The following is a 23,910-nucleotide window of genomic DNA, read 5'->3' on the forward strand; positions in this document are numbered from 1 at the left end:
ACGTCCCCTTAACCTGGCGAAAAAGAACGAAATCACACCAAATCAAGCAAGTTTCAGGCCATAACCACATGAAAAAGCCGCGTTGATTTATCAACGCGGCTGACGCGGGGAGCGTTACAGGGCAGGATGTTTTTTGTGCCATTCAGTGACTTGCTGGTACGCCCAGGCACCCTGAATCATCGCGGTCTCATTGAAATGCGCGGCAACTAACTGAAAGCCAATCGGCGCGCCCGCTGCCGTCAAGCCACAGGGCAGCGTGATGGTAGGATGTCCGCTGGCGTCAAATGCACTGGTATAGCGCAGCACGCCGTTAAAAAGTGCCTGATCGGTACCAAAACGGGTCATGGTGTCCCAGGTTAACCCGGCATAGGCGGTGGCCGGTGCGAGGATCAAATCAACCTGCGTAAACAGGGCGGAGATATCACCACGCAGCGCGGCACGGCTTAACAACAGACGTTGATACTCCAGCGCGGTCACCTGATGACCTAAATCGAGCAGCCCCGACAGGCCCGGGCCGTATTTCTCTTTCTGCGCTGGATACGTTTCCTCATGCGCCAGCGCGGTTTCGACGGCGCAAAGGGCGCTCCACTCGGCTGCGGCCTTTTCGGTATCCGGCACGGTGATTTCTACCATGGTCGCGCCCAGTGACGTCAGGGTCGCAATGGCTGACTCCAGTGCGGCGCGCGTTTCCGCATCCACCTTCTCCAGCGCCCAGTTTTTATCGATGCCGATGCACATTTTGCTGACGCCACGTGTCATCATCGCCAGATAGTCGGGTACTGGCTCGCTGCTCGAGGTCGGATCTTTATCATCACGTCCGGCGATGGCCTGCAGCATGGCCGCCGCATCGGCGGCAGAACGCGCCATTGGCCCGATATGGTCAAGCGAGGCGGCCAGTTCACAGGCACCGTGTCGCGTAACGCGCCCCCAGGTCGGTTTGATGCCGGTCAGGCCGTTGGCACTGGAGGGAAAACGAATCGAACCACCGGTATCCGTTCCGATCGAGCCAAAGCACAGGCCAGCGGCGGTTGCCACGCCAGAACCGCTTGAAGAGACACCGGTCCAGAGCGCACTGCCCCACGGATTAGTAGGGCGGGTGATCTCCGGATGATGATCGGCGAAGGCACTTTCGGTTTGCGTGAGTTTGCCGAGGATCACGGCGCCGGCAGCGCGAAAACGCTCAACCACCGTTGAATCTTCCGCGGGGTAATGATCTTTATGGATGATCATGCCGTGGCTGGTGGGGGCGTCTTTGGTCCAAATCAAATCCTTTAGGGCAATCGGTACGCCATGCAGCGGGCCGCGCATTTTACCGGCGGCAATTTCTTTGTCTGCTTCCGCAGCGTGTTTTAACGCGCTGTCTCGCATGACATAGAAGAAGCTGTGCAGATCGCTGTCAAGCATCTCGATACGCGCCAGCATCGCTTCCGTGACCGCCACTGAGGTGATGTCACCTGATTGAATCAGGCGTCCAATTTCCAGCAAGCTTTTGTAGTGCAGGTTGTTCATCGCGACCGTTCCTCCGGGGAAAAGGGCTGCCTGTAAGGCAGACAATGTGTTGATCAACAACCTAAATTAGACGTTAAACATCGGCTATGTTTATGCAGACAGATGCTGTGCCAGAAGTGCCAGACTAAGAAGATAGCGGTTAACAAGGTACAACCAGGGACGGTGTGACGAGGTGAATTTCGCGGCAACGCTCAGCGCTTTACTGTCGATTTTGCAGCGCGTCTAATGCGGTCAGCAACGCATTAACCTTTGGCAACAATGGCTTGCGGCATGGCCAAATCAGCGTCAGAGCCAGCCCGCTCCGTGCCATACCCGGACGTTCACGCGGATTGTAAACCCAAGGGCTTATTCCAACGCCGTGCTGAGTAAACAGCGTGTAATATGACTTACAGGCCGTGACTACTTCACAGGGATGTTAGGACGTGATTGACTTTATCAGTTTTAATGAACAGAGCGCGCAACTCGATTCTTCATTGCCACGCGCTGAGAAAATAACCGGGTGTCAGATTGACGGGCTATATATCCGCGTTTATGAACCCAAAGATGCCATCGAAGAGGTGCTTCTTGTCTATCACGGCGGCGGGGCCAACTCAGATGCCGGTTACGATATCCTTGCCCGTCAGGTGAGCCATGATGGGGCTGTGTGTGTCTGCCTGACCGATATTCGCGGGCATGGGCGCTCAACGGGCCAGCGAGGAAAAATTTCACATCCGCAGCAAATTTGGCGGGATGTGGATACTGTTCTCGGGCATGTGCGCGCAACCTTTCCTGGGGCCAGAATTCATCTGCTTGGCCATTCAAGCGGAGGGGGAATGCTGATCAATTATTTCACGCGTTACACCCCAACCCAAAAAAGCGACAGCTTAATCTTGCTCGCCCCGGAATTTGGCCCTTTTGCGCCCGCAAAAATCCGCAGAGGAGTATTGCTGCCCTTTGCATCGGTAAAAACATGGCCTTTCGTCCTGAATGCGCTCACTAGAGGATTACTGTGTGGTGACCAATTCGCGGTGACGCTCAATTTCCCTGAGGAGGTGCTGGCATTAAAACCGGGGTTCGTCAGCCGATATAGCGTGAACATGGCGAATGCGCTGACACCGCGTCACCCCGCCAAACAATTGACAGCGCTGCCACTGCCGGTTACCGCTCTATTTGCCGAACAGGATGAGTTATATGACGCCCGGCTCACAGCTGAGTTCGTGAAGGCGTGCGGCAACCAGAATCTACGTAGCGGGATTATTCAACACAGCCAGCACCTGGGCTGCATGTTTACTGTCAGCGAAGAGATACGCCAGCACGTTATGGGGATTGCCGGCAAAAGCGAGGCATGACCTGAACGTGTTTGGACATGCCATAAAGCAGCCTGATAAATCTCCGCGTCCTCACCGGCCTTTTTTACAGGCATTCACATTCTCCGCCCGCGGGCTCCCGGCCTGCGGTAATGTCTGGCACGATCAGGTGCGGCCTCTCCTGGGTAAGGTTGCTCAGGCATAGTTGCTGCGCCTAAATGTTCAAAGCGGGGCGGCAGGCGCGCTATATAAACGCCTGATCTGGAAAAGGGCTGTGCATACAGCAATCGATGGTTGATCAATGACTTTTTACCGTCCGGATAATGGGCGGCCCATATCCCCCGTAAACCCGGTATGGCGCTGCCCGGGCCACGTGCCGTTAATTTTGCCCCGCTTTACGCATCGGCATCCTGTCGATAGTGGAGAGCAAAACCTCTGCGGAGAGGGGAGACGTTTGCTGCTCAGGGCACCACGGCATGCCCGGCGATGGCATCAATGATGCCCCGGCGCTGGCCCGTGCTGATATCGGCTTTGCCATGGGGCGATGGGCACCGATACCGCTATTGAAACTGCTGACATGACGCTGATGGATGATGACCTGCGGAAAATCTCCGCCTTTGTCCGGCTATCCCGGCAAACTTACAACACTCTGGTTCAGAATATTGTTATGGCGATTGGCATCAAGGCGGTATTCCTGGCTCTAATAATTGCAGGCATGGTCACCATGTGGATGGCCGTGTTTGCTGATGTGGGCGTAAGCCTGCTTGTCGCGGCAAATGGCCTACGCCTGTTGCATAAATAGCCGGTTGATTTGTTGCCCCTGATTGACGGCGGGTAGTGCCTGCTTTTCGGGCATAGCAGGCGCACCCGTATTAGCTGGCCTGCCGAAAACTCAAAGCTGACATCAGTCAAAATAGGGTTTTAAAACGTCTTCCGTCCAGTTCATAAAGGCTCTTACACGCCGCGACAGATTTCGCCGGTGCGCGACGACAAACGAAGCATTGAGCGGCGCGGGGCGCAAATCCGCAAGGATTTCGACCAGCGCCCCGCGCTGGATATACGGCGCGAGCGCAGAGTAGCCTCCCTGGATCAGGCCTAACCCCGCCAGCGCCGCTTCGTGGTAAGCCGGTACGCTGTTGACCCGCATTGCGCCGGGCAGCATCAGGGACGTATAGCCGTCACTGGTTGGATACTCCCATCCGTCAGGCTTTGAGCCAAAATTCCGCATATAGTGGACCATCCTGTGCCCCTGGTTCAGAAGGTCATCAATAGTCTGCGGAACACCGACGCGGGCCAGATAATCCGGGCTTGCTACATTGATCATACGCAGTTTTCCCAGTGGCCGGGCAATAAGGTTTTCATCGACGATAGCCCCGAGGCGGATAACGCAATCAAACCCTTCGTGGACCAAATCCACACGGCGGTCAGTACTCGAAAGCTCAATCTCCAGTTCAGGGTGTGCTTCCAGTAGTGGCGGCAAGGCAGGAACCACCACGCTCTGTGCCAGTATGGTCGGCATATCAACGCGTATCCGCCCCCGCAGGGACATCCCGTCAGGCGAAAACATCGCGTGCAGTTCCTCCGCTTCTGACAGCAGGTCACGCGCGCGTGAATAGAAAGCCCGCCCGTCTTCCGTCAACTGTACGGTGCGTGTGGTACGGTGCAGAAGCGTGGCACCTACATCGCGTTCGAGCTTGCGGACCACTACTGAGACACGCCCTTTCTGGATACCCAGGCTTTCAGCAGCCTGGGTAAAGCTCTTCATCTCCGCCACGCGCGCAAAAATAACCAGCGCCTCAAGATCCTTCATTGTTTACCCCAGAAGTAACAGTGCGTTATTTTTTCCCCTATTTATGGCGATATTAATACTTAATAGACTGCTTTTACACCGTGCATTTCCTGTCACCTCACGTGAGGCGAGCAGAATGACGCATCCCCTGAAGAGATGCTTTCCGGTGACCCTGAGGCGCATGCGCAGCAGACAGTGCAGCGCAGTTTCATCCGTTGAACGTTGGCGAATCAATAAAAAAGGTGAACCCATTGAAATATAATCAGCTTGGCCGGACGGGCGTATTCGTTTCGGAACTGTGCCTGGGCACCATGACCCTGGGCGGTAATGCGGATGCCGGCATGTGGTCCTCAATCGGTGCTGTAGCGCAGGAAGAGGCGAACCAGCTTATCGCGCAGGCATTAGCCGGCGGCATCAACTTCATCGATACCGCGGATATTTACTCCTACGGCCAGTCTGAGCGTATAACGGGAGCGGCACTTAAAGAGCTTGGTGTGATACGCAGCGACATCATACTCGCCACAAAAACCGGTGGCGTCATGGGGCCTGGCCCGAATGATAAAGGAGCATCTCGCGGCCACATCATGGATTCAGTGCAGAGAAGCCTGGAACGTCTGCAGGTCGATCATATAGACCTGTTTCAGATACACGCGAGTGATCCGGTCACGCCCCTTGAGGAGACGCTGCGTGCGCTTGACGACCTCACGCGGCAAGGGCTGGTCCGTTATGTCGGCGTATCGAACTGGTCTGCAGGCAAGCTGGGGAAATCGCTCGGCATGAGTGAAATGCTTCACGCAACACGCTTTGAGACGCTTCAGGCCTATTATTCCATTGCCGGCCGTGACGTTGAGCGGGAACTTTTGCCCCTGGTCCGCGAAGAAAATATGGGGTTACTTGTCTGGTCGCCCCTGGCCGGGGGCTTACTCTCTGGAAAATTTGGCCCTGGTGGAGCAGCAGAAAGCGATGCCCGACGAAACACATTTGATTTCCCGCCCGTAGATCGCGACCTGGCCTGGAAATGCGTTGCTGCAATGCGCGACATTGCGGACACACATGCCGTATCGGTCAGCAGGATAGCGCTTGCATGGTTACTTGCCAGACCCGCTGTGACCAGCGTCATTATTGGCGTGAAGCGGAGCGCCCAGCTCGCTGATAATCTCGGGGCTACAGAGATTGTCCTGAGTGCGGAAGAACTGGCACACCTTGATGATGTCAGTGCGATGCCCCCTTATTACCCGGGATGGATGATTGATCACCAGGATGCAGAACGCTGTCCCAAACCTTTCAGCGCGTGATAGCAGCACAATAGCTTACCGTTTTAAAACCGAATAGCAGAGTAAGCCTGCGTATTTTAAAAGCGGCTTACGCTGGCTTTTATCACCCTTTATATAGGATGTCAGGAAAATGAATAAAGGTTATTTAATTGCCCACGTGACGGTATCAGACCCTGTTGCATACTCTGAATATGCCAGAGCGGCAGGGGAGGCAATGCAGAAATTTAATCCAAAGGTAATCGCCTGGTCCGGCCAATATGAAAATCTTGAAGGGGAATCTCATGAACGGCATGTCGTTTTTGAATTTACCTCTTTTGCTGAGGCAAAACGTTTTTATGATAGCCCGGAATATCAGAAAGCCAGGTTAATTCGTGCCGGTGCAGAGGCCGGAACCTTTGTGTTGGTTGAAGGGGCCGGCCTTTAATACGGTGAACGATCAGGCCCGCCTTTCGCAAAGATGAGACAACCCTAATCACCGCCCCTCAACCAAAGGGGATGGATCGTGAATATGTCCCCTGGAACAAAAGCCTGATTTTGACCAGAAACAGCCTCTTCAGGTATCTCACTGGCGGGGAATCCGTATCCGGTCCGGGCTGGAAGGAATATGCAGCAAAAAACGGACAGGCCTGTTCAGTGTGAACTGATTAAGGGTACCGGGGAGGTTATAAGGGTCCCGGGGAGGTTAATGCCCCGGGGATATCGGGCCGGTTGAAGTCAGACGTGTGAGGACTGCATCAGCAGCCCTGTGCCAGAACCGGGCGCAGAGGATGTTGACACCCTGAAAACTGACGGCGAGACAGCCAGGATATTGCGCTGCAGGAATTTCTTCCCGCCGTGCTGAACAGCGGATTTCCGCTATTCACCCGGCAGGCCTATCAGCTGATTAACCAGATACCTTAAATCCTCTTTGGCCTCCATGAAGCGTGACGCGGTGGGATTGACGCTAAGGATATCGGCATATCCATTCACCGCTGCGCCTAACATACGGGCAGTGCGCGCAACATTGACTTGCCGGTAAAGCCCCTGGCTGATGCCTGCCGCGATGAAGCTTTCTAAAAGACGCATCCAGCTGTCCATGTTGTCCATTGCCAAATCGGCATAGACCTGATCGTGCTGGGCCTGTGTCCAGACTGCATTGTACAGCAGCCAGTCAGCATCATGGGTTTCAGGCAAACTGGTGATAAAAGTATCAAGCGCGACGTCAGGGGGAAAATCAACGACAGCTTCTTTGAAAGCATCAAGATCGGCCTGCATGAAGCGCTCAATCGCCTGCAGCCTGAGCGTCCCCCAGTCGCGGAAATAGTGATAGATGTGGCTGCGTGAAATGCCGACATGCTCGGTAAGTTCCCTGGTGGTCACTTTATCCACGCCTTTATCAATGAAAAGCGCTATCGCACCGTCGAGGATTTTTGTCCGAAGATTTTCGGCTGACATAGTTTTCATCATTCCCCTGAATTGACTTTGAGCAACTGCTCAAATAGACTGATTTTTGATCTTGAGCAACCGCTCAAGAATAACATAAACAGATGTTAAACATGCCTACCCTTAAAACACCGGGGGCACCTGTGGCCGCCCGCAACGCCCTTCAGACCCTGAAAATGTTAGGTTATCGGCACCGTAAAAAACTGCTGCTCACTTTTCTGCTGGTCATTGCTGAAAACGTAACCTACTTGTCTTACCCGCTGCTGGCGGGGTTTGCTATCAATGCCATTCTGGCAGGCCAGGCGCTGCACGCCATGCTATACGCAGTTATGGTCTTTACCATGTGGGCGATTGGCGCGACACGTCGCAGCGTGGATACCCGGACGTTTGCCCGCATTTACGCTGAGCTGGCGGTGCCGGTGATCCTGGCCCAGCGCAATGAAAATCACGGCGCATCAACCATTGCGGCGCGCGTGACGCTCTCACGCGAGTTTGTGAATTTTTTTGAGCAGCATCTGCCGGTACTCATTACCTCCGTGGCGTCTATCACCGGGGCTGCCGTGATGCTGCTGGCCATTGAATTCTGGACCGGAGTGGTCTGTATCGCGATCCTCATTTTCTTCGGCTGTTTCCTGCCCGCCTTCACGCGTAAAAACGAAGCGCTGTTTATACGCCTGAATAACCGGCTGGAAAAGGAAGTGAGTTTTGTCAGCAGCGCCAGGGCACCTTCGCTGGCGAAGCATTACGGCGTGCTGGCCGGGCTGCGCATCCGCCTTTCCGATCGTGAAGCGATGGGGTATCTGGCAATTGGTTTAATGGCCGCACTGCTGTTCGCCATGACCCTTATCGGTATGGCGCTAAACGGCGTCAGCGACGCCGGGCACATCTATTCGGTGATGACGTATATGTGGATGTTTGCCATGAGCCTGGATGACGGCCCGCAGCTGTTGGAAAAATATTCCCAGCTCAAAGATATCGGCCGCCGCGTCAACACCGGGCAGATCTGATCACTACGCCCATATTACTCCTTCCTTCATAGCAACCGGACATTCCGATGCCGCATTTCTTTATTGAACGGCCTGTTTTTGCCTGGGTTATTGCCCTGTTTATTGTTCTGGCAGGCGTGATGGCCATTCCGCAGTTGCCGGTGGCGCAGTATCCTTCGGTGGCTCCCCCAAGCGTCAGCATCACGGTGACCTATCCCGGTGCCACGCCGGAAACCATGAATACGTCGGTGATTTCACTGATCGAGAGAGAGATCTCCGGCGTTGACAATATCCTCTACTTTGAATCTTCCGCTGATACGTCAGGCTCAGCCAGCATCACGGTCACCTTCAAACCCGGAACCGACATCAGGCTCGCCCAGGTTGATGTGCAGAACAAAATCAAGGTGGTGGAGCCCCGGCTGCCGCAAACCGTGCGGCAAAACGGCCTGGACGTGGAAGCAGCTAACGCCGGCTTTCTGATGATTGTTGGGCTGCGCTCGCCTATCGGGCAGTACACAGAACAGGATCTGAGCGACTACTTTGCGCGTAACGTCTCTGAGGAGCTGCGCCGCGTGCCGGGCGTCGGCAAAGTTCAGCTGTTCGGTGCGGAGAAAGCGATGCGTGTCTGGCTGGATCCGGCCAAACTGTTTGACTATAAACTGTCGGTCAGCGATGTCACCGCCGCACTCAGCCAGCAGAACGCACAGGTTGCGCCGGGCAGAATCGGTGATGAACCTGCGCTGCCCGGGCAGCCCGTGACCTACCCGCTCACCCTGCGCGGACAGCTCAGTTCCGTAGAGGATTTCCGCAACATTACGCTAAAGGCGCTGGGTAACGGCGCGCGCGTCCGGCTGGCTGACGTGGCGCGCGTGGAGCAGGGTCTGCAAAGCTACGCATTCGCGATCCGTGAGAATGGGCACGCCGCCACCGCCGCAGCGATCCAGCTGATGCCTGGTGCCAATGCCGTCAGCACTGCGGAAGGCGTGCGTTCACGGCTAAATGAACTCTCAACGGTGCTGCCGCAGGGCATGGCGTTCTCGGTGCCGTTTGATACCGCGCCGTTTGTGAAACTGTCGATTGAGAAAGTGATACACACCTTCCTTGAAGCCATGGTACTGGTATTCCTGGTGATGTTGCTGTTTCTGCAAAATTTGCGCTACACCTGTATCCCGGCGGTCGTTGCACCGGTAGCGTTGCTCGGCACCTTTACCGTGATGCTGATAAGCGGGTTTTCCATCAACGTACTGACGATGTTCGGCATGGTGCTGGCTATCGGCATCATCGTTGATGATGCGATTGTGGTGGTGGAGAGTGTTGAGCGCCTGATGGCGGAAAAAGGGCTTTCGCCGAAAGAGGCGACGCGCGACGCGATGCGTGAAATCACGCCTGCGATTATCGGCATCACGCTGGTGCTCACCGCCGTGTTTATCCCAATGGGGTTCGCCTTCGGGTCGGTCGGCGTTATCTATCGCCAGTTTACGCTCTCGATGGCCGTTTCCATTCTGTTCTCGGCTTTGCTTGCGCTGACCCTGACGCCCGCGCTGTGCGCGTCGCTGCTGAAGCCGGTTACGCAGCACGGCGGGGAGAAGAGAGGCTTTGCAGGCTGGTTTAACCGCCGCTTCAACGCCCTGACAACCCGCTATCAGCAAGGTTTGCATGTCACGCTGCGCCGCAGTGGCCGCGTCATGCTGATTTATGCCGCGCTCTGTGCCGTGATTTTTGCAGCATACCGGGCGCTGCCTTCCTCCTTTATCCCCGATGAAGATCAGGGCTACTTTATGACGTCAATCCAGCTGCCGTCAGATGCCACGCAGGAAAGAACGCGTCAGGTGGTCGACCGGTTTGAAAAAGCGATCATGGAAAGGCCCGGCATCGGCAGTAATCTCTCCATTTTCGGTTTTGGTTTTTCCGGCTCCGGCCCGAATACCGCAATGGCCTTTACCACGCTGAAAGACTGGGGTGAACGGCAAGGCGCAACCGCTGAGGGTGAAGCAGAATTTGTCCAGACGACAATGAGCAACGACCCTGCCGCCACGGTAATGAGCCTGATGCCGCCTGCGATCTCCGATATGGGGACGTCATCGGGCTTTGACCTCTATCTCGAAGACCGTGCCGGCCGCGGCTATGCCGCCTTGCTGCAGGCGGCTACGGCGTTGACAGAGAAAGCCAACCACAGTGGCGTGGCCAGTGACGTATATATTGAGGGGTTGCCTGCGGGCGTCAGTGCCGATCTGGTGATCGACAGGGAAAAAGCACAGGCGATGGGTGTCAGCTTTGAAGAGATTAACCAGACGCTGTCAGCCGCAGTTGGCTCAAATTACGTCAATGACTACGTGGATAACGGACGTGTGCAACAGGTCATTGTGCAGGCGGATGCCGCTTATCGCATGCAACTGGCGGATCTACTCAAACTCTATGTCAGGAATGCCTCGGGCGGGATGGTGCCGCTGTCATCTTTTGTCACGGCGAACTGGGCCCAGTCACCGCAGCAGCTCAATCGTTATCAGGGTTACCCGGCAATCAAAATCACCGGTAGCACCGCCGAAGGCTATTCCAGCGGAGCGGTGATGGCAGAAATGGACAAACTTGCGGCCTCGCTTCCGGCTGGTTATTTCGCTGAGTGGACCGGCTCCTCGCTGCAGGAGCGCAGCTCCGCGGCGCAAATGCCGCTGCTGATAGCCTTATCTGTTCTCGTTGTTTTTCTGGTGCTTGCCGCGCTGTATGAGAGTTGGTCGGTCCCGCTTTCCGTGATACTTGTTGTTCCTTTGGGCATGGCGGGTGCGCTGCTGGCGGTATTTATCGCAGGTATGCCCAACGATATTTTTTTCAAGGTCGGCATGATCACGTTAATCGGGCTTTCAACCAAAAACGCCATCCTGATCGTTGAGTTCGCCCGGCAGCTTTGCGCACAGGGCAAGCCGCTGCTTGAGGCAACCAGGGAAGCGGCCCGATTGCGCCTGCGGCCCATCATCATGACCTCACTGGCCTTTACGCTTGGCGTGGTTCCGCTGATGCTGGCGACCGGTGCCAGTAAAAGTACCCAGAATGCGATTGGCACAGGTGTTTTTGGCGGGATGATCAGCGGCACACTGCTGGCACTCTTCTTCGTACCGGTATTTTTTGTGATGGTCACCTCTGCTGTTCAAAAGCTTCGCTGCTCACTGAAAAAGGTTAAGTAAGGCGTGACCGGTCAGCCTCAGGGCAATCCTGAGGCTAAAGAGAGTGTGCAGGACAGATTTATGGCATGCCTCGGAAAAGGGCTGTGCATACAGCAATCGATGGTTGATCAATGACTTTTTACAGTCCGGATAATGGGCGGCCCATATCCCCCGTAAACCCGGTATGGCGCTGCCCGGGCCACGTGCCGTTAATTTTGCCCCGCTTTACGCATCGGCATCCTGTCGATAGTGGAGAGCAAAACCTCTGCGGAGAGGGGAGACGTTTCCCGCAGTTTTATGCCGCCATCTTTCCCCACCAGAACAATTTCAAAACCTTCAGGCTTTAACTGCGAACGCAGCATGCTTTTGGTATCCGGCGACGTATCTGTCAGCACAATAATATCGCGCTCCTCCAGGGCGGGCTGCTGCTGTTTGAGCATCCTGACCTGCTCAATATATTTCGCGTCCTGCTGTGAGGCAGCAAAGAGTATCACCGGCCTTTTTTTCCAGCGGTACGCATCCAGCGTGGCTGAATCCGCTGCCAACACACGAAACATTGCGTTTTCCGCGGCGTGAGCTGTATTGCCTAACACCAAACAGAACAGGGTCATAAGCAGGCTTTTGCCGGGCGCACGCAGGAGGTGTGAATATGCCGACATAAACATGTTCTTTTTCCTTATCCGTTAAAGACACCCTGGTAAGGGTAGAAGAACGAGGGCAAAGAACGTACAGATTCACTTTTCTTTACATCCGCCCTGTTCTGAGCGCATTTAACCAGTCGGGGCGGTTATTGCTGAGCGCAACCAAAGCGGCTGACTCCCAGTCATACTCAACCGCTTTCCATAACCCGTTATGTTGCTCGACAATTGCATAGCGGGCATGAGGGGAACCGCTTTCCATGGCATGCGCATAGGGGGTGTCATCATCATAGGCCTGCAACCCTACGCTGCCGGGGTTAACGATCAGCCGGCCATCAGCCAGCCGCAGTTTTCGGGGAATATGCGTATGACCGCACAGGATCAGCGATTCGTTTCTGCTTGCAATAAGTGCTAAAACGCGCGCTTCAGACGAGGGCCCCACGCCTGAAGCCGTGACCTCTTCAAGAAGGTAAATCAGGTCATCGCCCGGAACGCCGTGCACCAGCAGGATGTCTTCATGAAGAGTTAACTGCGCCGGCAGGGTTTTAAGCCATTCCCAGTGTGCAGCCTGAAGGCTTGTGAACGCATGCCTGTCAGACAAGCTCATCTCCGAAAACGCCTGTTCGAGGAGTTGTCGTTCGTGATTACCTTTTATCGTGGGCATGTTAAGCGGCATCAGCCTGTCAGCGGTTTCCGCAGGGAATAGCCCTCCCGAAACGATATCGCCCAGGTTCACGATCTGATCGACACCCTGAGACTGAATGTCCGCCAGCACAGCATCCAGCGCCGGAAGATTCCCATGAATATCTGATATCACTGCCAGTTTCATGCTGCATTCCCTTTTATGTATAAACTCACAGATTCACTTACCCGAGCGGCCTGCAAAGCGGACGATTTACCCGCGGCGAATGCGCTATACCAGACGCTGACATGATGTACGCCCGGATATTTCCATATGTTGGCTTATATCTGCCGATGGCGTGGCTAACGACTCTCCTTCGACGCTTATGACCAACCTTAGAGCCGATGTCTGTTAACATGTGACTATGTTTTAACACTTTTGAGTAACAATATAATGCCGCAAGTGACGCTTCACCTTTTGAATGCGCACGGGAAACTGACCTCCCATTGTGAATGGCTTCATACCGCACTGACGCAGACCTATGCACTCGCCAACCAAGTGATGCCGCTGCCCTCTGTCGATGTGGTGGTAAAAGCGGGTGCCTATGTCATCCCGGAAAAAGGGCATCTGGGATACTGCCCGGAGCCGGGCCTGGTGTATGTCACGGTTAATCCTGAACATCCTGCATTGTTTAAAAATGAAGACCATTCCCTTGAGCGGATGTTTGCTCATGAACTGCACCATGCAGCAAGGTGGGCCGGGCCGGGATACGGCGCGACCTTGGGTGAGGTGGTGGTGTCTGAAGGGCTTGCCGGGCATTTTGCGCTTGAGCTTTTTAAAGGGCAACCTGAGCCGTGGGAGAGCCTCAGTGCAGACGTTCTCCAACCCTCTATGCGGCAACTCAGCGAAAACTGGGATCGTGCTGATTATGATCACAACAGGTGGTTTTTCGGCACCGGTGATCTCCCCCGCTGGCTGGGATATACCGCGGGGTTCAACCTGGTGTCTGACTACCTCGCCGCTGCGCCACACCAGCGGGCCTCAACGCTTGCGGCGACAGAGGCCGAGGCGTTCAGGAAGTTTATTTAACTGAAGCCAGGCTCGTCAGGCAGCATCGCCTCAGCAGGTTGAAAAGAGACCGGTGAGGTGAACCCTTCATCCGCTGGATAAAGGATTCTGCTTCCCGCCTGGCCTGATTGATTTTCTAACCTGTCCCCTTCAGCCCGGCAGCCGCCTTTAACGCGTCTTCATCCATGACATAAGGTATCCACTTACTGTCAGGGCCGCCGCCATGTTTTCTGTAAAAAGTCTCTGCTTTCTGGTTCCCGGCCATCACATCCCATTTCAGCCGTCCCGCGCCCCCTGCGAGCGCCCAGGCCGCCACGTGGCGAAAAAGCGCAGAGCCGATGCCTTTTCCCCGGTAACCTGAATCAACGAAAAACTCTTTTAAGACCACCGTACTTTTTAAATCATAGGTGAAGGGGATAACCAGCCCAACCGCATAGCCAACAATGCCGCCACAGCACGCTGCGACAAAAATATGGCATTCAGGATCGGGCCCAAATGCGCGCGCTGACAGCGATTGTTCATCGACAGTAAAGTCGCTGAGATACTGCTCAAAATCCGCCAGGGAACGCATATGCCTGAGCAAATCAGGCACATCCCCGGGCAGCGCTGCCCGGAGAGTGAAAGAGGGGGTTAACATTCGCAGGAGAATCCATCGACAGGGGCGGGAACATGTTCTCCCTGCAGAGGAAGGCCTTCGTCAACCCAGCCGGTCAGGCCGCCAATCATCTCTTTTACCGGAAAACCCAGACCCGCCAGACGGACTGCGGCACGGTGCACGCCGTTACAGTGGGGGCCGGCACAGTAAACCACAAACAGGGTATCGCATGGGTACGCGGACATCCGCTCTTCAGTGATGGAACGCGTCGGGAGGGTGATCGCCCCCGGGACATGCGCTTTTGAAAAAGCTTCACTGCTCCTGACATCCGCTAACACATAGTCGACATCGCCTGTTTTCTGGCTCTGGTAAACATCGGAGCAATCGGTCTCAAAAGCTAAACGACGGCTGAAGTGCCGCAGGGATTCGGCAGGGGATGCCGGTGGGATCTCACTGATTAAACTTGGCATGGGCACGGTCTCCTTTTAAGTGTCTGATGATTGTAGGAAGCGGCACCAAACTGATAAAGTGGCGGCCCTGACAATAACTGGTAGTTTTCCGCCAATGTTGAAACATCCGGGTGTGGTCGCCATCCTGGCGTATGACGGGCTTTGCGCATTTGAGTTTGGGATCGCGATGGAGATTTTTGCGCTTTATCGCCCTGAATTTGATTTCCCCTGGTATCAGCACCGGATAGTGTCGGTCGATCCTTCCCCCATACAGGTGTCAGAGGGGATCCAGATTGTTTCACAGTATGGGCCGGCGTCCCTCTGCGAAGCGCAGACCATCATTATCCCCGGCTGGCGTAACCGTGATGAAACGCCACCGCAGGCACTGCTGGACGCACTATGTGAGGCCTCTCACCGCGGGGCGCGCTTTCTCTCTATCTGTTCAGGCGTGTTTGTCCTGGCGGCGGCAGGCTTACTGAACGGGAAACGCGCGACCACCCACTGGCGTTATACCAACGAGCTGGCGGCGCGTTATGCCGACATAACGGTTGACCCGAATGTCCTTTATGTCGATAACGGGCAAATCATCACCTCAGCGGGAAGCGCGGCGGGGATTGATGCCTGTCTTCATCTGATTTCCCGTGATTACGGTGCGCATGTCGCCAACGTGGTGGCGAGGCGTTTAGTGATGGCGCCGCAACGTTCCGGCGGGCAAATCCAGTTTATCCCTTCTCCTGTGGCGCAGAAGCCGCGTGATGAGATTGCCCCGGTGCTTGAGTGGGCGCTTCAGAATCTGGGCAGTGCGCTGTCAGTCAAACAACTGGCTGACCGGGCGTTAATGTCAGAGCGGACGTTTCTGAGGCGTTTCAGGGAAGCAATGGGGACAACCCCCAAAGCCTGGTTGCTTCAGGCCAGAATGAATCTGGCACGCGAGTTACTCGAAAGTAATCAGCTCCTTAACGAAGAGGTCATGGCGTATTGTGGGTTCGCGTCCATGGAGAGTTTCCGGGCCGCATTCCGTAAGTCTGTGGGGATCTCACTCTCATCCTACCGTAAGATGTTTGGCAGTAAGACGCCGGAAAGCGCAGGCATACAGGCAGCTCCGCTTCTCTGAATCCCTGCCGGTTATTTCCGGCCCCAGGTGAAGATTACGTGCAGAAGAAAGGGCGCTGGGCAGTGAGCCTGCTTTGTGCCGGAGACGGGCATCAGGCATTACGGGGAGGCAACGCAGCAGATCGCTTTCGCCGGTTACCTCGCCGGAGGAATCTGCCTACATCTCCCGGCGATCGGCACTGTATGCCACGGCTTTCATTGCCCGCAGTGCATCCAGCCGCATTTTTAATGCCGCTTCGAGATTGTCATACGCTGTGCTGCCCAGCGGTAAGCGCAGTGCCGGGCGGTCAGCATCAGCGGCTGCGATCATCGCCGTCACGCATTTTTGCGCATCGCCTTTAATCGCAAACTCACCACACATCAGCGCCGCCCGCAGTTTTCCTGCCGCCGTATCATGGTAAACGGGTAAGGCATCCGCAATATCCAGCCCCGCACCAAACTGCGTCGCCGTCGGCCCCGGCTCGACTAACAAGAAGTCGATGCCGAACGCCGCCACTTCCTGCCGGACGGCTTCGACAAAACCTTCTATGCCCCATTTCGTGGCGTGATACACACTGAAGCCGGGATAGGCAATCTGGCCTCCCTCTGAGGAAACCTGCACAATGCGCCCGCCGCCCTGCTGCCGCATAAACGGGATCACTGTGCGGATCAGCTGAATCGAGCCGGTAAGATTGGTCGCAATCTGCCGTTCAATTTGCCCGTCGCTCAGCTCTTCCGCTGCACCAAACAGCCCATAAGCGGCGTTGCTCACGACAATATCTATCCGCCCCGCTCGGGCGAACGCCGCCTCAACGATGGGCTTAATCGTTGCTGTCTTGCTGATATCAAGCACGATCACCTGCAAATGATCGCCATATTGCACGCGCATATCCTCTAAGGCAGCCTCACGCCGGACGCTTGCCACCACCCGATCGCCGCGGGCCAGCAGACTTTCACACATCAGGCGGCCCAGGCCGCTGGATGCGCCGGTAATTAGCCAGGTTTTCATGACGCTCATCTCCGTTTAGTGAACCGGCCTTCATCTTAAAACGAATGATTGATGGCATAATCTCCCCAAATCGGCATGAGATGGTGGGAAATATTCAACAATGAAACGCCCTTCCTGGAATGAATTACTGGCGGTGAAAACGGTTGCTGACCAGCGCAGTTTTCGTCACGCGGCTGATCTGCTCGGGCTTAAACGTTCTACGCTCAGCCACACGATTAAAGGGCTGGAGACGGCGCTTGGCGTGCGGCTTTTCCATCGGACGACGCGCAGTGTGGCGCTGACCAAAACAGGTGAAATGCTGATTGAGCGCCTGACGCCGCTGCTCACCCAGATGGATGAGCTGCTGAACGACGTGACCGGCAGCGACCATCAGCCCTATGGCTCCCTGCGCATCAGCGCCAGCGATGCGGCTATCAGCCTTCTGCTGGAAACGGTATTGCCGGCATTCATCCAGACCTATCCGGGGATTGAGATTGATTTAGTCGCGCAAGGTCAGCTGGTGGATATTGTCGAGCAAGGGTTTGATGCAGGCATCCGGCTGTTTGAGGATGTGCCTAAAGATATGGTGGCCCTTTCCCTGAGCGGGCCGTTGCGCTTTGTCACGGTGGCCTCACCGGGTTACTTAGCCGCGCGGCCAAAAATCCGGCATCCACAGGATGTTATGCAGCACACCTGCTTACGGCAGCGCCTGCCCAGCGGCAAACGTTACCACTGGGAGTATCAGCAGGATGCGCAGCGATTTGCACTGGATGTCCCGGGCAGCCTGACGCTCGACAGCAGCGCGTTAATGGCAGAAGCTGCCGCCGCCGGATTAGGGGTGGCCTATGTGCCGGAGCGCTATGCCCGGCACTGGCTGGACTCACAGCACCTGGTTACATTGCTGGATGACTGGACAATAGCCTCGCAGGGTATCGCGCTCTACTTTCCGCAGAATCGCCATATGCCCATCGCGTTACGGCTGTTTGTCGACGCAATCAAAGCCGCACCGTGCGGCTGATTTCTGCCCTGTATATCGCACCCAGCGGAGAACAGGGTGAGGCACTCAGCGCGCCGCCTGTGCGAGGTAGTGCTGCATCTCAGCGGCAGGCACCATGCCGCCGCCGGTCGCCCAGACGAGATGGGTAGCGTGCTGCATCTGTTCCTGGGTAATACGGTGCTGCGTCTGGTAAGCGTGGCTTGCCGTAATACGCTGTGGCCCGCTCATCCCGGCCAGCGCAGAAGGTTCCAGCTGAACGCCTTCTGTCTCATTGAGCAGCGACAGCAGGGCATACATGGCCTGATCGCTCAGCGTGTAGCAGCCATCGATCAGCAGCTCCATGGCGCGCCCGACAAACCCCGAGGCCCGGCCGACGGCGAGGCCGTCAGCGGCTGTTTTGTTATCAATACCGATATCCTGTACCGAGATGCGGTCATGGAGACCGGTGCTCATCCCCAGAAGCATGCAGGGTGAATGGGTTGGCTCTGCAAAGAAGCAGTGGACATGGTCACCGAACGCGAGCTTGAGGCCGAACGCCACACCGCCCGGCCCACCGCCGACACCGCACGGCAGGTAAACGAAAAGCGGGTGGGCAGCATCAACGGTGATGCCCTTCTCTTGCAATTGCCCCTTCAGGCGCAGCCCTGCCACCGAATACCCCAGGAACAGCGTCTGGGAGTTTTCATCGTCAATAAAGAAGCAGGACGGGTCAGACGCCGCAGCCTGACGCCCCTGTTCAACCGCGACGCCGTAATCCTGCTCATACTCAACCACGTTTGCGCCGTGGTTGCGCAGCATCTCTTTCTTCCACTGGCGGGCATCCGCTGACATGTGCACTGTTACATGAAAGCCGAGGCGGGCGCTGATGATGCCGATGGATAATCCCAGGTTACCGGTAGAGCCTACGGCGATCTTGTGCCGGCTGAAAAACGCACGGTGTTCCGGCGACAACAGCAGACGGTAGTCATCGTCTGTGGTGATCAGCCCGGCGGCCAGCGCCAGCTTTTCTGCATGCGCCAGCACTTCATAAATGCCGCCCCGGGCCTTGATGGAGCCTGAGATCGGCAGATGGCTGTCTTTTTTCAGCCACAGCCTGCCCGCGATCGGGGCGGTCTGCGCAAGCCTGGCCTGCATCGCCGGAATGGGCACCAGGTCAGACTCAATGATGCCGCCGGCAGCAGCCGTCTCCGGGAAAGCCTGGGCAAGCAGGGGGGCGAAGCGGCGAAGCCTGGCCTCCGCCTCTTCCGCCTCCCTGCGGGTCAACCCTGTGCGCATCAGGCCTTCTTCTGCCGTGGTCACCTTGCTGTTAAACCAGAGGGTTTCACGCAACGCGATCAGGTCATTTATCACCGGGGAAGCAAGGCATTCTTCATTCATTTCAGTCATGGCTACGCTCAATCGACAGGGTGTGGGCAGGGCTGTATTAATAAAAATATCCTGCAGAGGATTGCTGATGGGCCTTGAGGTGAAGACCCTATCCGGCACCATTAGACAGCATCCGCCCCGCTGCTGACAAAAGATGAATTTTCAGCTTTGCATGTGAACGAACATAAGCCAGAACTTACAGACAGCCTCTGTGTGCCGGAAGAGAAGCGGCCAGGGAGTAAGCCTTGTAAAAGCTTAGGGGGAGTTGCAGAGGGAAAAAGGGAGCTGTAGAGGGAAAAAGGGGAGGGATGGCAGGAAAAAAGTGAGTTATAGCGGGAAAAAGGGAGCTGGAGCGGGCAGCCAATGACATGCTTCCCACGTCAGCTCCCTTTTCAGAACGATCAGAACCAAAATATGCGTCAGAAGGCGGCGCGATAAGAAAGGCGACAAAAGATTTTCCCTCCCCAGCTCCCTTTCTGTAGAGAAGTTCTTTTACTGTGTAAGCCAGGAGGTTGATGATCACTCATGCGATAACACAGTCAATTTTTTACCAGTGATCCTGTGCCAGTTTTCAATGCTGCGCTTATCCGCAGCGGAAATGCTGAAAGCAGGATCATAGGCTCTGGCGGATTTCATATACCCCTCTATAAGCGTGAGGCACTTTCTTGCCCATTCACCTTCTGCTGCGCTCCCGGCGGTAACATGGGGCCGGTTCGGCATTCTTGGCCGTTTTGGTTTACCAGGCGCACGCATTCCCCGCGGCAGGTTTTTTTCATCAATGTAACTGAAAATAATAGCTTCGGTCTTTTTGCCTATTTTTACAGGCTCATATGCCAGGCTTAGCGTACTGTTGGCATTAATTGCGGTGATTGCAGGATCCAGGACACGTTTTTTGAAATCCTGAAAGATGGGGTATTTCCCGGTTAATCCTGTTCTTTCCTTCATCCAGTCAATAGTCAGAGCATTTGTGGTAATAACCCCATGCTGATTCTTACTTCTGCTTAAATTGCGGCATTTAAACAACCAGGCGTAAAGCCGGAAGGCAAAAGTAGAGTCGAGCCTGACCATGTCAGCCAGGTTCATCTGAGTAAATTCATACTTGAGTTCATAAAGGTATGCCCTTATCGACTCAGAAAAACGCAGGGTAATATCACTCGCGCCCCCGGACACGCTATAGCGGATAGACGAGAACCAAAAGCGCTGCACTTTTTCCAGCGTTCTGGATCGTTCATTCCACTCATAGATAATAATTGGTTTGCGGCCCAGGGAATCCACTGCCTTTTTCAGCTGTGTATAGCTATTACGGGAATCAAGCGAATACATCTCCTGATACTCCTTTGCATACAGGATGTACTCCCCTTCTGGCTGCGGATTCCGGCTATCCACTTTTGTCAGGGCCAGATACAACAAACGCATTTCGATCAGACTAATATCAAACTCGCCCTCTATAAGCGGATTCCCTTGGGCAACACTGTGTGTTTTTTCCTTTTTTCTCATCGAATCTTTCCTTTTTAACAATACGAAAACAGAAAGACGATCAAAAGAGAGCAGAATATAAACACCCCTGTTTTAAACATAACTCTGTCTTCTTTTGATTGTTTTGATATTGTTTGTTTATTAACAGTTATTGTTCTGTTAATACGCCAAAAAAGTTATCCACAGTAAATCTGCCCTTATGAAACCATAAATTCGCCCTATTCTAACCATAAATCTGCCCCCCATTGATTCACGTGTTTGCCATAAACCCGCCCTCTTATGACCATAAACCCGCCCTTTTTTTACCATAACCACGTCATGTTATGGCCATAAACCCGCCCTTTTTTTAGCAAAAAACACTTTAAATATCATTGGATTAAATAGGGTGAAAAAGAAAGGGAAAAGGAAAGGAGATCTATATAGGATCGAGGTTTTGTTTTTAGAAAAAGAAAAAAAGAAAAATAGACTAACGCGCTTCGCTTGTTAATCTTTTGGAATGAAAACCATCACTGATTCTGATGATAACCAGCGCTACCATAAATCCATCCTGACTTTCAGTGATGCATACTGAGAGAGAGGGGTTACCCCCTCTCCCGAATGCCCGGCGATAAGATCCCCCCCTTCAGTCAACGCCCGGTAGCGAGGCGTCACCTTCCCCAAGCGAACGTTGCAGGATCACCGTATCGAGCCAGCGCCCGTGTTTAAACCCCACAGACCGGAGTGTGCCGGTGATGCTGAAGCCTGCGGCACAGTGCAGGGCCAGGGACGCGCGGCCTTCACCGTTGCTCACCACGGCCACCATCTGGCGAAAGCCCTGTGCCTCAGCCCACGCGATAGCATGGGATAACAGCAATGTGCCGATGCCCCGGCCCTGAAAGGCGGGGTCGATATAGACGGAGTCCTCCAGCGTAAACCGGTAGCCATACCGCTCCCGGTAGAGTGAGAGATAGCAGTAACCCCGGACGCGCCCCTCATCCACCGCCACAAACCAGGGCAGCCCGCCTTCACGCACTTTTCTCAGCCGGGATGCGATGCCTGCTTCATCCGGCGGTTCGGTTTCAAACGTAGCGGTGCCATGCAATACGTGGTAAGCATAAATCTGTTGAATAGCAGGAATATGGATGTCATCTGCTTCGGTTATTTCCATCATGGCTGCTCCTTGTTGGTGAGATCCTGAGCCTACCCCAGATAACGCGTCACAGACAGTCAGCGCGGCTTATCCGCGCTATAAGGAGAATGTTGGCATGGCAACGCTGAACCTTGACCACCTGGCCACCTTCCGGCTGGTTATCAGCCGGGGCAGTTTCTCAGGGGCAGCAGAAGCGCTTGGCCTGTCGCAGCCAGCGGTGAGCCTGCAGGTCAGGCAATTGGAGCAGGCGCTTCAGGTGCGCCTGATTGAGCGGACCGGGCGTGGCGTGAAGCCGACCCCCGCCGGGCTGACGCTGGCTGAGCACAGCCTGAAAATCGATGCGGTGGTGAATACCGCCATTGAGTCCGTGTCCCTGCATTCAGAGGAGATAACCGGTACGGTCACCGTCGGCACCGGTGCCACGGCCTGTATCCACCTTCTGCCGCCCCTGCTCCGGGAACTGCGGCAGGCGTATCCCCTGCTGAAAGTGGACGTCCGGACCGGCAATACGTCGGAGATTGTGCGGGGCGTGGAGGAGAACCGCATCGATATAGGCCTGGTGACCCTGCCGGCCGCCGGTAACTGCCTGCGTGTTGATTCCCTGGGGAGTGATGAGCTGGTGATCATCATGGAACAAGGCCATGGCGTGCAGTCTGCCGCGCCCCCCGGCCCGGACGCCCTGCTCCCCTTGCCGCTGATTATCTTTGAGCCCGGCAGCGGCACGCGCGCCCTGATTGACGGCTGGTTCCGGTATGGCGGGCATACGGCGGCCCCGGTGATGGAACTGGGCAGTATCGAGGCGATTAAAAGAATGGTGCGTGCCGGCCTGGGTTACAGCATCGTCCCCCGGATGGCCGTTGCCACCCGCGAAGAGCGGGAAGGGCTGAGTGTGTACACAATGGCACCCCCGCTCCACCGTACGCTTGGGACGGTGATGCGGGAGGACAGGATGATCAGCCGTGGCATGGGCGAGGTATTACGCCGGTTACGCGGACAGTTTCCTGCTGATGCAGAGCCTTTTCCAGAAGCAGGCGGTATTCCAACGGCGGGCCCTTTTTTTCAAGCCCGATAACGTAATAGCGGTTTTTAATCAGCAGCTGCAACATGCCGGGAAAACTGTTCCGCGTTTTGACCTGGAGACGGTGATACCCCTCAGCCCGCGCCCATTGCTCCTGCGCCACCAGCAAACGTTGTGCAATGCCACTCTGCCTGTAAGCGGGTAAAACGCCGCCTAACCAGCTGTAAAACAGTTCTGGCTCTGTGCCATACCCCAGCTTAAAGCCTGCCGGTTTACCGCCGCTGTAGGCGATGAGCGCGCATGCAGGGCGATGGGCCAGACGTTGGTCTATTTCTGCCGGGCCAAAGGGCATATCAAACTCAGGAATGGCGTGATAGAGGGGCAAAATGTCTGCGGGTGGCACGGCAGAAATCCTCAGTTCAGGCATCATTCTCTCCTGTGACGCAGAATAGGGGGCTAACCCGGTTGTTTGTAGATATCGGGCCGGGCGATTTGCCAGACGTAATTTTCCCGGTTCACAGGCTCATAGCCAAACTTCTGGTAGAGCCACGGGGCGGTGGTGGTCACCAGCATGATTCTCCGTAAACGGGCCAGCAGAGGGTGGGCCTGGCAGCACTGGATCAGCCACCGGCCAAGGCCCTGTTGCTGATACGCTTCCAGGACATACACGTCACACAGATAGCCGAAGGTCGCAAAATCGGTCGCCAGCCGGGCAAACCCGATCTGTTGGCCGCCATCATACACACCAAAATTCAGGCTGTTCGCCACTGCTGTGCGCACCGTTTCGATGTCGATGCCCTCTGCCCAGCTTGAACGGGTGAGGTAAGCGTGAATAGCTGCAATATCGAGCCGGGCAGCGTCAGTGCTGATTGAGAAAGATCCCAGATGCCATGAAACAGGGGGGTGCGTCGTCATTGCCTTAAACCTTTTGTTGTTTGATATCAATGGTTGACATACTTCCCCCTCTATCCCATGAAAACGATCATTCCGGTAGCGAAATAAATTCATTTTTAGCCGGAAAGAAACGTAAGGGAAGAAATGAAGGCGAA

The 23,910-nt window shown here is 55.3% G+C and carries 22 protein-coding genes and 2 pseudogenes; 10 read left to right on the forward strand and 14 right to left on the reverse strand.

Annotated features, from left to right (window positions below):
- Nucleotides 1-114: 114 nt before the first annotated feature.
- Both CYR32_RS09990 and CYR32_RS22090 read right to left on the reverse strand, forming a co-directional pair.
- The gene (locus CYR32_RS09990) at nt 115-1,509 is read right to left on the reverse strand and encodes an amidase (RefSeq protein WP_101824255.1); all 1,395 of its coding nucleotides are present in this window, start codon (nt 1,507-1,509) and stop codon (nt 115-117) included.
- 199 nt (nt 1,510-1,708) lie between these two features.
- Nucleotides 1,709-1,807, reverse strand: a pseudogene (locus CYR32_RS22090) (LysR family transcriptional regulator); the annotation flags it as partial.
- A gap of 124 nt (nt 1,808-1,931) precedes the next feature.
- Here CYR32_RS22090 and CYR32_RS10000 point away from each other — a divergent pair.
- Together CYR32_RS10000 and CYR32_RS21865 are read left to right on the forward strand one after the other, a co-directional pair.
- Nucleotides 1,932-2,837, forward strand: coding sequence for an alpha/beta hydrolase (locus tag CYR32_RS10000; RefSeq protein ID WP_101824256.1), 906 nt, complete (start codon nt 1,932-1,934; stop codon nt 2,835-2,837).
- Between the two features lie 419 nt (nt 2,838-3,256).
- A pseudogene (locus tag CYR32_RS21865) lies at nt 3,257-3,597 on the forward strand (heavy metal translocating P-type ATPase); the annotation flags it as partial.
- Between the two features lie 102 nt (nt 3,598-3,699).
- Here the strand turns inward: CYR32_RS21865 and CYR32_RS10010 are convergent.
- Entirely contained in the window at nt 3,700-4,605 is a 906-nt protein-coding gene (locus tag CYR32_RS10010) for a LysR family transcriptional regulator (RefSeq protein ID WP_101824257.1), read from the reverse strand.
- A gap of 230 nt (nt 4,606-4,835) precedes the next feature.
- Here CYR32_RS10010 and CYR32_RS10015 point away from each other — a divergent pair, with 230 nt between their 5' ends.
- A complete protein-coding gene (locus CYR32_RS10015) occupies nt 4,836-5,879 on the forward strand; it encodes an aldo/keto reductase (RefSeq protein WP_101824258.1) in 1,044 nt (347 codons plus the stop codon).
- 109 nt (nt 5,880-5,988) lie between these two features.
- Nucleotides 5,989-6,282, forward strand: a complete 294-nt coding sequence (locus CYR32_RS10020; protein WP_101824259.1) for a DUF1330 domain-containing protein — start codon at nt 5,989-5,991, stop codon at nt 6,280-6,282.
- Between the two features lie 431 nt (nt 6,283-6,713).
- On the opposite strand, the gene CYR32_RS10025 is transcribed toward CYR32_RS10020, so the two are convergent.
- Nucleotides 6,714-7,301 (reverse strand): TetR/AcrR family transcriptional regulator, encoded by a 588-nt coding sequence (locus tag CYR32_RS10025; protein ID WP_101824260.1) that lies wholly within the window; start codon nt 7,299-7,301, stop codon nt 6,714-6,716.
- Between the two features lie 92 nt (nt 7,302-7,393).
- Here CYR32_RS10025 and CYR32_RS10030 point away from each other — a divergent pair, with 92 nt between their 5' ends.
- Together CYR32_RS10030 and CYR32_RS10035 are read left to right on the forward strand one after the other, a co-directional pair.
- Nucleotides 7,394-8,287 (forward strand): ABC transporter six-transmembrane domain-containing protein, encoded by an 894-nt coding sequence (locus CYR32_RS10030; protein WP_101824377.1) that lies wholly within the window; start codon nt 7,394-7,396, stop codon nt 8,285-8,287.
- 47 nt (nt 8,288-8,334) lie between these two features.
- On the forward strand, nt 8,335-11,445 hold the full coding sequence (locus CYR32_RS10035) for a multidrug efflux RND transporter permease subunit (RefSeq protein WP_101824261.1): 3,111 nt from the start codon (nt 8,335-8,337) through the stop codon (nt 11,443-11,445).
- A 188-nt stretch (nt 11,446-11,633) separates the two neighbouring features.
- Here the strand turns inward: CYR32_RS10035 and CYR32_RS10040 are convergent, their stop codons facing one another.
- Nucleotides 11,634-12,089 (reverse strand): DUF4174 domain-containing protein, encoded by a 456-nt coding sequence (locus tag CYR32_RS10040; protein ID WP_101824262.1) that lies wholly within the window; start codon nt 12,087-12,089, stop codon nt 11,634-11,636.
- A 79-nt stretch (nt 12,090-12,168) separates the two neighbouring features.
- Entirely contained in the window at nt 12,169-12,891 is a 723-nt protein-coding gene (locus CYR32_RS10045) for a metallophosphoesterase family protein (protein ID WP_101824263.1), read from the reverse strand.
- Nucleotides 12,892-13,137: 246 nt separating this feature from the next.
- Here CYR32_RS10045 and CYR32_RS10050 point away from each other — a divergent pair, with 246 nt between their 5' ends.
- Nucleotides 13,138-13,773: a DUF2268 domain-containing putative Zn-dependent protease gene (locus CYR32_RS10050; protein WP_101824264.1), complete on the forward strand. Its 636-nt coding sequence runs from the start codon at nt 13,138-13,140 to the stop codon at nt 13,771-13,773.
- 115 nt (nt 13,774-13,888) lie between these two features.
- Here the strand turns inward: CYR32_RS10050 and CYR32_RS10055 are convergent, their stop codons facing one another.
- Together CYR32_RS10055 and CYR32_RS10060 are read right to left on the reverse strand one after the other, a co-directional pair.
- Entirely contained in the window at nt 13,889-14,389 is a 501-nt protein-coding gene (locus CYR32_RS10055) for a GNAT family N-acetyltransferase (protein WP_101824265.1), read from the reverse strand.
- Nucleotides 14,383-14,817: a rhodanese-like domain-containing protein gene (locus CYR32_RS10060; RefSeq protein ID WP_101824266.1), complete on the reverse strand. Its 435-nt coding sequence runs from the start codon at nt 14,815-14,817 to the stop codon at nt 14,383-14,385. Before CYR32_RS10060 ends, CYR32_RS10055 begins: the two co-directional genes overlap by 7 nt.
- A 94-nt stretch (nt 14,818-14,911) precedes the next feature.
- On the opposite strand from CYR32_RS10060, the gene ftrA reads away from it, so the two are divergent.
- A complete protein-coding gene (ftrA, locus tag CYR32_RS10065) occupies nt 14,912-15,910 on the forward strand; it encodes a transcriptional regulator FtrA (RefSeq protein WP_101824267.1) in 999 nt (332 codons plus the stop codon).
- A 156-nt stretch (nt 15,911-16,066) separates the two neighbouring features.
- Here ftrA and CYR32_RS10070 read toward each other — a convergent pair whose 3' ends face one another.
- A complete protein-coding gene (locus CYR32_RS10070; protein ID WP_101824268.1) occupies nt 16,067-16,897 on the reverse strand; it encodes an SDR family oxidoreductase in 831 nt (276 codons plus the stop codon).
- A 100-nt stretch (nt 16,898-16,997) separates the two neighbouring features.
- On the opposite strand from CYR32_RS10070, the gene CYR32_RS10075 reads away from it, so the two are divergent.
- A complete protein-coding gene (locus tag CYR32_RS10075) occupies nt 16,998-17,894 on the forward strand; it encodes a LysR family transcriptional regulator (protein ID WP_101824269.1) in 897 nt (298 codons plus the stop codon).
- Between the two features lie 45 nt (nt 17,895-17,939).
- Here the strand turns inward: CYR32_RS10075 and CYR32_RS10080 are convergent, their stop codons facing one another.
- The 3 genes from CYR32_RS10080 to CYR32_RS10090 form a co-directional block, all read right to left on the reverse strand.
- On the reverse strand, nt 17,940-19,259 hold the full coding sequence (locus CYR32_RS10080) for a D-serine ammonia-lyase (RefSeq protein WP_101824270.1): 1,320 nt from the start codon (nt 19,257-19,259) through the stop codon (nt 17,940-17,942).
- A 498-nt stretch (nt 19,260-19,757) separates the two neighbouring features.
- Nucleotides 19,758-20,735: a replication initiation protein gene (locus tag CYR32_RS10085; RefSeq protein ID WP_101824271.1), complete on the reverse strand. Its 978-nt coding sequence runs from the start codon at nt 20,733-20,735 to the stop codon at nt 19,758-19,760.
- Between the two features lie 601 nt (nt 20,736-21,336).
- The gene (locus CYR32_RS10090) at nt 21,337-21,861 is read right to left on the reverse strand and encodes a GNAT family N-acetyltransferase (protein ID WP_101824378.1); all 525 of its coding nucleotides are present in this window, start codon (nt 21,859-21,861) and stop codon (nt 21,337-21,339) included.
- Between the two features lie 97 nt (nt 21,862-21,958).
- On the opposite strand from CYR32_RS10090, the gene CYR32_RS10095 reads away from it, so the two are divergent.
- Nucleotides 21,959-22,915 carry a LysR family transcriptional regulator gene (locus CYR32_RS10095; protein ID WP_101824272.1) on the forward strand — a complete coding sequence of 319 codons (957 nt, stop codon included), beginning with the start codon at nt 21,959-21,961 and terminating at the stop codon, nt 22,913-22,915.
- Here the strand turns inward: CYR32_RS10095 and CYR32_RS10100 are convergent.
- On the reverse strand, nt 22,797-23,291 hold the full coding sequence (locus tag CYR32_RS10100) for a GNAT family N-acetyltransferase (protein WP_101824273.1): 495 nt from the start codon (nt 23,289-23,291) through the stop codon (nt 22,797-22,799). The genes CYR32_RS10095 and CYR32_RS10100 overlap by 119 nt on opposite strands.
- Nucleotides 23,292-23,317: 26 nt before the next feature.
- A complete protein-coding gene (locus CYR32_RS10105; RefSeq protein ID WP_101824274.1) occupies nt 23,318-23,776 on the reverse strand; it encodes a GNAT family N-acetyltransferase in 459 nt (152 codons plus the stop codon).
- Between the last annotated feature and the right edge of the window lie 134 nt (nt 23,777-23,910).

Origin of the sequence: Chimaeribacter coloradensis (assembly GCF_002858715.1) — a bacterium.
Classification (GTDB): Bacteria; Pseudomonadota; Gammaproteobacteria; order Enterobacterales; family Enterobacteriaceae; genus Chimaeribacter; species Chimaeribacter coloradensis.